Annotated in this window: 5 protein-coding genes; 2 read left to right on the forward strand and 3 right to left on the reverse strand. The window is 58.3% G+C overall.

Annotated elements, in window-relative coordinates; translation table 11 throughout:
* Positions 1-34: 34 nt before the first annotated feature.
* The 3 genes from leuB to petB form a co-directional block, all read right to left on the reverse strand.
* Positions 35-1,150, reverse strand: coding sequence for a 3-isopropylmalate dehydrogenase (gene leuB, locus NW820_RS10215; RefSeq protein ID WP_414341994.1), 1,116 nt, complete (start codon positions 1,148-1,150; stop codon positions 35-37).
* A gap of 207 nt (positions 1,151-1,357) precedes the next feature.
* Entirely contained in the window at positions 1,358-1,870 is a 513-nt protein-coding gene (gene petD, locus NW820_RS10220; RefSeq protein ID WP_011433236.1) for a cytochrome b6-f complex subunit IV, read from the reverse strand.
* Between the two features lie 98 nt (positions 1,871-1,968).
* On the reverse strand, positions 1,969-2,616 hold the full coding sequence (petB, locus tag NW820_RS10225) for a cytochrome b6 (RefSeq protein ID WP_041436518.1): 648 nt from the start codon (positions 2,614-2,616) through the stop codon (positions 1,969-1,971).
* A gap of 188 nt (positions 2,617-2,804) precedes the next feature.
* Here petB and NW820_RS10230 point away from each other — a divergent pair, with 188 nt between their 5' ends.
* Together NW820_RS10230 and NW820_RS10235 are read left to right on the forward strand one after the other, a co-directional pair.
* The gene (locus tag NW820_RS10230) at positions 2,805-4,082 is read left to right on the forward strand and encodes a S41 family peptidase (RefSeq protein ID WP_414407425.1); all 1,278 of its coding nucleotides are present in this window, start codon (positions 2,805-2,807) and stop codon (positions 4,080-4,082) included.
* A gap of 140 nt (positions 4,083-4,222) precedes the next feature.
* Positions 4,223-4,773 (forward strand): phycobiliprotein lyase (locus NW820_RS10235; protein ID WP_414400675.1); only part of this gene is annotated, 551 nt, incomplete at its 3' end.

A 4,773-nucleotide genomic window follows, 5' to 3' on the forward strand; every position in this document is an offset into this window, starting at 1 on the left:
CTGCCTTGGCTGTAGCCTGTGGCCCCGAAAAAGGCTATTGCGCCTGCTGCTGGGACAGGGCTGCCACCAACTTTTCTCCCATTTCCTGGCAACCCACTAAAGTCATTCCCTCAGAGTAGAGGTCTGGGGTGCGGTACCCTTGCGCCAAAACGGCTTCTACCGCCTGTTCGATGCGGTCGGCAGCTTGCGGCTGATCCAGGGAGTAGCGGAGCATCAGGGCGCCGGAGAGCACCTGGGCAATGGGGTTGGCTTTGTCTTGTCCGGCAATGTCGGGAGCCGACCCATGTACCGGCTCGTATAGGCCGGGGCCAGAGGATCCCAGAGAGGCAGAGGGCAGCATACCAATAGAGCCGGTCAGCATGGCCGCTTCATCGGAGAGGATATCGCCGAAGAGATTGCCCGTGAGGATGACGTCGAACTGCTTGGGCCAGCGCACCAACTGCATGGCGGCATTGTCGATGTACAGGTGGGAAAGTTCCACCTCCGGGTACTCAGCCGCAATGACATTGACCCGCTCCCGCCACAGTTGCGACACCTCGAGAACGTTGGCTTTGTCCACCGAGCAGAGCTTGCGCCGGCGTTTGCGGGCCAGCTCAAAGGCAACTCGGGCAATCCGATCCACCTCAGCTTCGCTGTAGACCATGGTGTTCACGCCGCGCCGGGATCCCTGGGCATCCGTGAAGATTCCCTTAGGTTGGCCGAAGTAAATGCCCCCCGTCAGCTCCCGCACTACCACCAGGTCGATCCCCGAGATCACCTCTGGCTTCAGGGAGGAAGCCCCCACCAGTTGAGGGAAGACTTTTACCGGGCGCAAGTTGGCAAACAGCCCCAGCCCCGCCCTCAAGCCCAACAAGGCCCGCTCCGGGCGTTTCTCAGGAGGCAGAGCGTCGTACTTGAAGTCGCCGACAGCAGCCAGATAAACGGCATCGCTCTCTTGAGCCATTTTCAGGGTTTCTGCCGGCAAGGGATCCCCGGTCTGTTCGTAGGCGGCCCCGCCGATCAGGCCCTCTTGCCACTGGAGAGCAAATCCCATCTGCCGGGCAACTGCATCCAAAACGGCTCGTCCCACCCGCATGATTTCGGGGCCGATGCCATCTCCGGCAAGGGCTGTGATCCGATAGGTTCGAGCAGTTGAAGAAGAAGTGCTCATGAGCGGTCAAGCTGAAGATGAGGGCGTAGAGATACTACCATTTCGGCGGACTTGCCCATCCCTTGGCACACAGGTTTGCAGACAACTCCTCTAAAAAGCTCTCCAAATAACAAAGTGCAGCCTGGCCACCAACCTGCTGCACTCTGATGGTGATTCTGATGGTGATGATGACGATCAACCCATCAAGCGGGAGTCCCAGATGTTCTTTTAGAACAAGCCCAAGGTGACCCACTTATCCAAGGGCAAGGTGGCACCTATGCCCAGGTAGAGGGTGACCAAGGTGCCGATCAGGAACACCGTTGTCGCCACTGGGCGGCGCAAGGGGTTTTGGAACTTGTTGACGTTTTCGATGAAGGGCACAAACAAGAGACCCACAGGAATGGCAGACATCAGAGCAATTCCCAACAGCTTGTTGGGAGCAATCCGCAGGATGTGGAAGGCGGGGTAGAGATACCATTCCGGCAGAATTTCCAGAGGCGTAGCAAAGGGATCCGCCGGCTCCCCTACACCTGCCGGATCCATGACTGACAGGCCAACGATCACTCCAATAGTGCCCAGGATCACCACCGGAAACATAAAGAGCAAATCGTTGGGCCAAGCGGGCTCACCATAGGTCATGTGGCCCATGTTTTTCTTCAGCTTGGCTACAACTTTGGGGTTGTCTAGATCAACCTTGCGGGTAATGGCCTCGGTCGCTATCACCTGTTTTGAGACGGCCATGGGAGTTCTCCTTATCTAGGGACAAAAGTTCTGAAAAAGTGGCAGGTAAAGATCCCAGTTACCAGGAAAGTCAAAGGCGTCTGGGAGTCAAACCTTGCTCACAAAGGCCCAGAAATGCCTTGGCGGCGGATCATCAAAAAGTGCATGGTCATAAAGACTGCGGTCAGCCAGGGTAGCACGAAAGTGTGCAAGCTGTAGAAGCGAGTCAGGGTAGCTTGACCAACCGCTTCGCCACCCCGGATCAGTTGCACCAACAAGTCGCCCACCACCGGAATGGCACTGGGCACACCTGAGACGATCTTGACTGCCCAGTAGCCCACCTGATCCCAGGGCAGGGAGTAGCCGGTAACGCCAAAGGAGACGGTCAGCACCGCCAAGATCACGCCGGTTACCCAGGTCAGCTCACGGGGCTTTTTGAATCCCCCTGTCAGATAGACCCGGAAGGTGTGTAGGATCATCATCAGCACCATCATGGAGGCGCTCCAACGGTGGATGGAGCGCAACAGCCAGCCGAAGTTCACCTGGGTCATGATGTAGTTCACCGATTCAAAGGCCTCAGCCACCGTCGGACGATAGTAAAACGTCATGGCGAAGCCGGTGGCAAACTGAATTAAGAAGCACACCAGCGTCACCCCGCCGAGGCAGTAGAAGATGTTAACGTGAGGCGGAATGAATTTCCCTGTTGCGTCGTCGACGAAAGGCGTAATCTCCAGCCGCTCGTCCAACCAGTCGTAAACTTTGCTCATAATGCCTGCAATTCTTGAAATTGGATCTCGAGGGCGGGGCAAGCCCACTCTCCTCAGCAATGTAACACAATCTTTTAACACTATCCTGGCGCCGGGCTCAGCTTGGGAACCAAGATCTTGATCCCAGTAGGCCAGACGAGCTTTTGATATTGCGTTTTGTTCATGTTTCTTAATGTTTTTTGGGATCGATGGTTGTGCAGAAGCCGAGATACACAGGGATCCGCTGGAGAGGGTGGGGGATCCGCCTTGTCTTGCTTGGGTGTTTGCTCTGGGCGAGTTTGGCCATAGGCCCCTGTCCGGTGCAGGCCAGCCGCTGGGGAGAAGAGCAGCAACTGCTGGCGCAGGCTTGGGCCTACGTGGATCGGGCCTACGTGGATCCGGGGTTTAACGGGCAAAACTGGTGGCAGGTGCGGCAACGGTTTCTCTCCCGGCCCCTGAAGGAGCGCAAGCAGACCTATCAGGCCATCGAGGAGATGTTGGCCACTCTGGGGGATCCCTTTACCCGCTTTCTGGATAAAGAGCACTACCTCAGCCTGCAGACCTCCACAGCCGGCGAGCTGAGCGGTGTCGGCTTGCAGATTGCCATCGATGAGCAGGGGGCTGTGCGGGTGATTGCCCCCATGGAGGGCACTCCTGCCGAGCAGGCCGGGATCCAACCCCAGGATGAGATTTTGGCGGTGGATCGGGTGCCGGTGGCGGGGCTGAGCCTGGACGAAGTGGCCGAGCGGATGCGGGGGCGCAGTGGCACGCCGGTTACCTTGAAGCTGAAGCGGCAGGATCGCATTTGGGAGGTGGAGCTGGTACGCCAATCGATCACCATCAACCCCGTGCGCACCCGTTTTTTTGAGCTGCCTCAGGGATCGGTGGCCTACATTCGCCTCAGCCAGTTCAACGGCAATGCTGCCGCTCAAGTCCGCCAAGCCATTCGAACCGCAGAAGCTCAAGGGGTGCGGGGCTACATTCTCGATTTGCGCAACAATCCGGGGGGACTCTTGCAGGCGGCCATTGAGATCGCCCGCTTCTGGATCCCCAAGGGTGACATTGTGCTGGTGACGGATCGCCACGGCATTCAAGACAGCATTCCCGCCACCGGCGAGGTGCTCACAGAGGCGCCGCTGGTGGTCTTGGTAAATCAGGGCAGCGCCAGTGCCAGTGAAGTGTTGGCCGGGGCACTTCAGGATAGTGGGCGAGCCCAACTGGTAGGAACGCGCACCTTTGGCAAGGGTCTGATTCAATCCCTGCTGGAGCTGGCGGATGGCTCGGGGCTGGCGGTGACCACGGCCAAGTACCTTACCCCCAGCGGCCACGACATCCATCGCCAGGGGATCCAGCCCGATGTGGTGGTGGCGGAGGGATCCGTTCCTCTGACGGCGGAAACCTTGGCCGGGCCGGAGGACATCCAGCTGCAGCGAGCCTTGGAGTTGTTGGGGCAGACCCAAGGGATCCCGGTGGCCAAAAGCGGGTGAGGGAGGAGATCCCGCTCCAGACCCAGATCTCAATCGTTGGCATTAGGATTTGGATTCCTGTTTGTTTTCAATTCGTTTTAGGATCAGAGGCAGGGTTTCCCGTCCAGCGCTGATCTCTGACTCTGTCCGCTCCCGCCCGCATGAACGCCATCCAGCAATTTCACCACTTTTTCAACTGCTGCATTGGGGCTTGGCGCACAGAGCGCACCTACCATTACCTAGACCGTGGCGAGGTGGAGCGCTCCCGCACCGAGTTCACTATTCGCACTCTCACCCCTGAGCTCAAGCACAAGGTGCTCACCGACAACAACTACCCCAACCACAACGTGGATGGTTTTTTGGGCTTTCACTTGGCTTTTGAGACCGTTTCCGAAACGGGGGAGGAGGCCGGGCAAGAGCTGAACATGCTGTTTGTCCCTCGGCAGGAAACCCCCCTGGGGCTGCAGGGAGACTACCTGCGGGATCGGGCCTACGAGGAAGATCGCCCGATGGTGGCGGCTTTCCGGTTTGATCCCGGATCCCTGCAACTGGTGATGACCACCACCTACACTCGTGTGGTTGCTGTAGATACCATCACTCTACTGAATCCGCGCCTGCGCCTGCGGCAGATCCTTACCTACCAACGTCCCCCTCAGGGTCAGCCTTTGCAGGAGCTGTTGCTGGTGGGGTTTGGGGTAGAACAGAAGCTGAC

Source organism: Synechococcus sp. R55.7 (assembly GCF_047461955.1).
Classification (GTDB): domain Bacteria; phylum Cyanobacteriota; class Cyanobacteriia; order Thermostichales; family Thermostichaceae; genus Thermostichus.

Coding starts and splice junctions, on each gene's coding strand:
- leuB (WP_414341994.1), bottom strand. CDS start 1,150: ATGAGCACTTCTTCTTCAACTGCTCGAACCTATCGGATCACAGCCCTT.
- petD (WP_011433236.1), bottom strand. CDS start 1,870: ATGGCCGTCTCAAAACAGGTGATAGCGACCGAGGCCATTACCCGCAAG.
- petB (WP_041436518.1), bottom strand. CDS start 2,616: ATGAGCAAAGTTTACGACTGGTTGGACGAGCGGCTGGAGATTACGCCT.
- NW820_RS10230 (WP_414407425.1), top strand. CDS start 2,805: ATGGTTGTGCAGAAGCCGAGATACACAGGGATCCGCTGGAGAGGGTGG.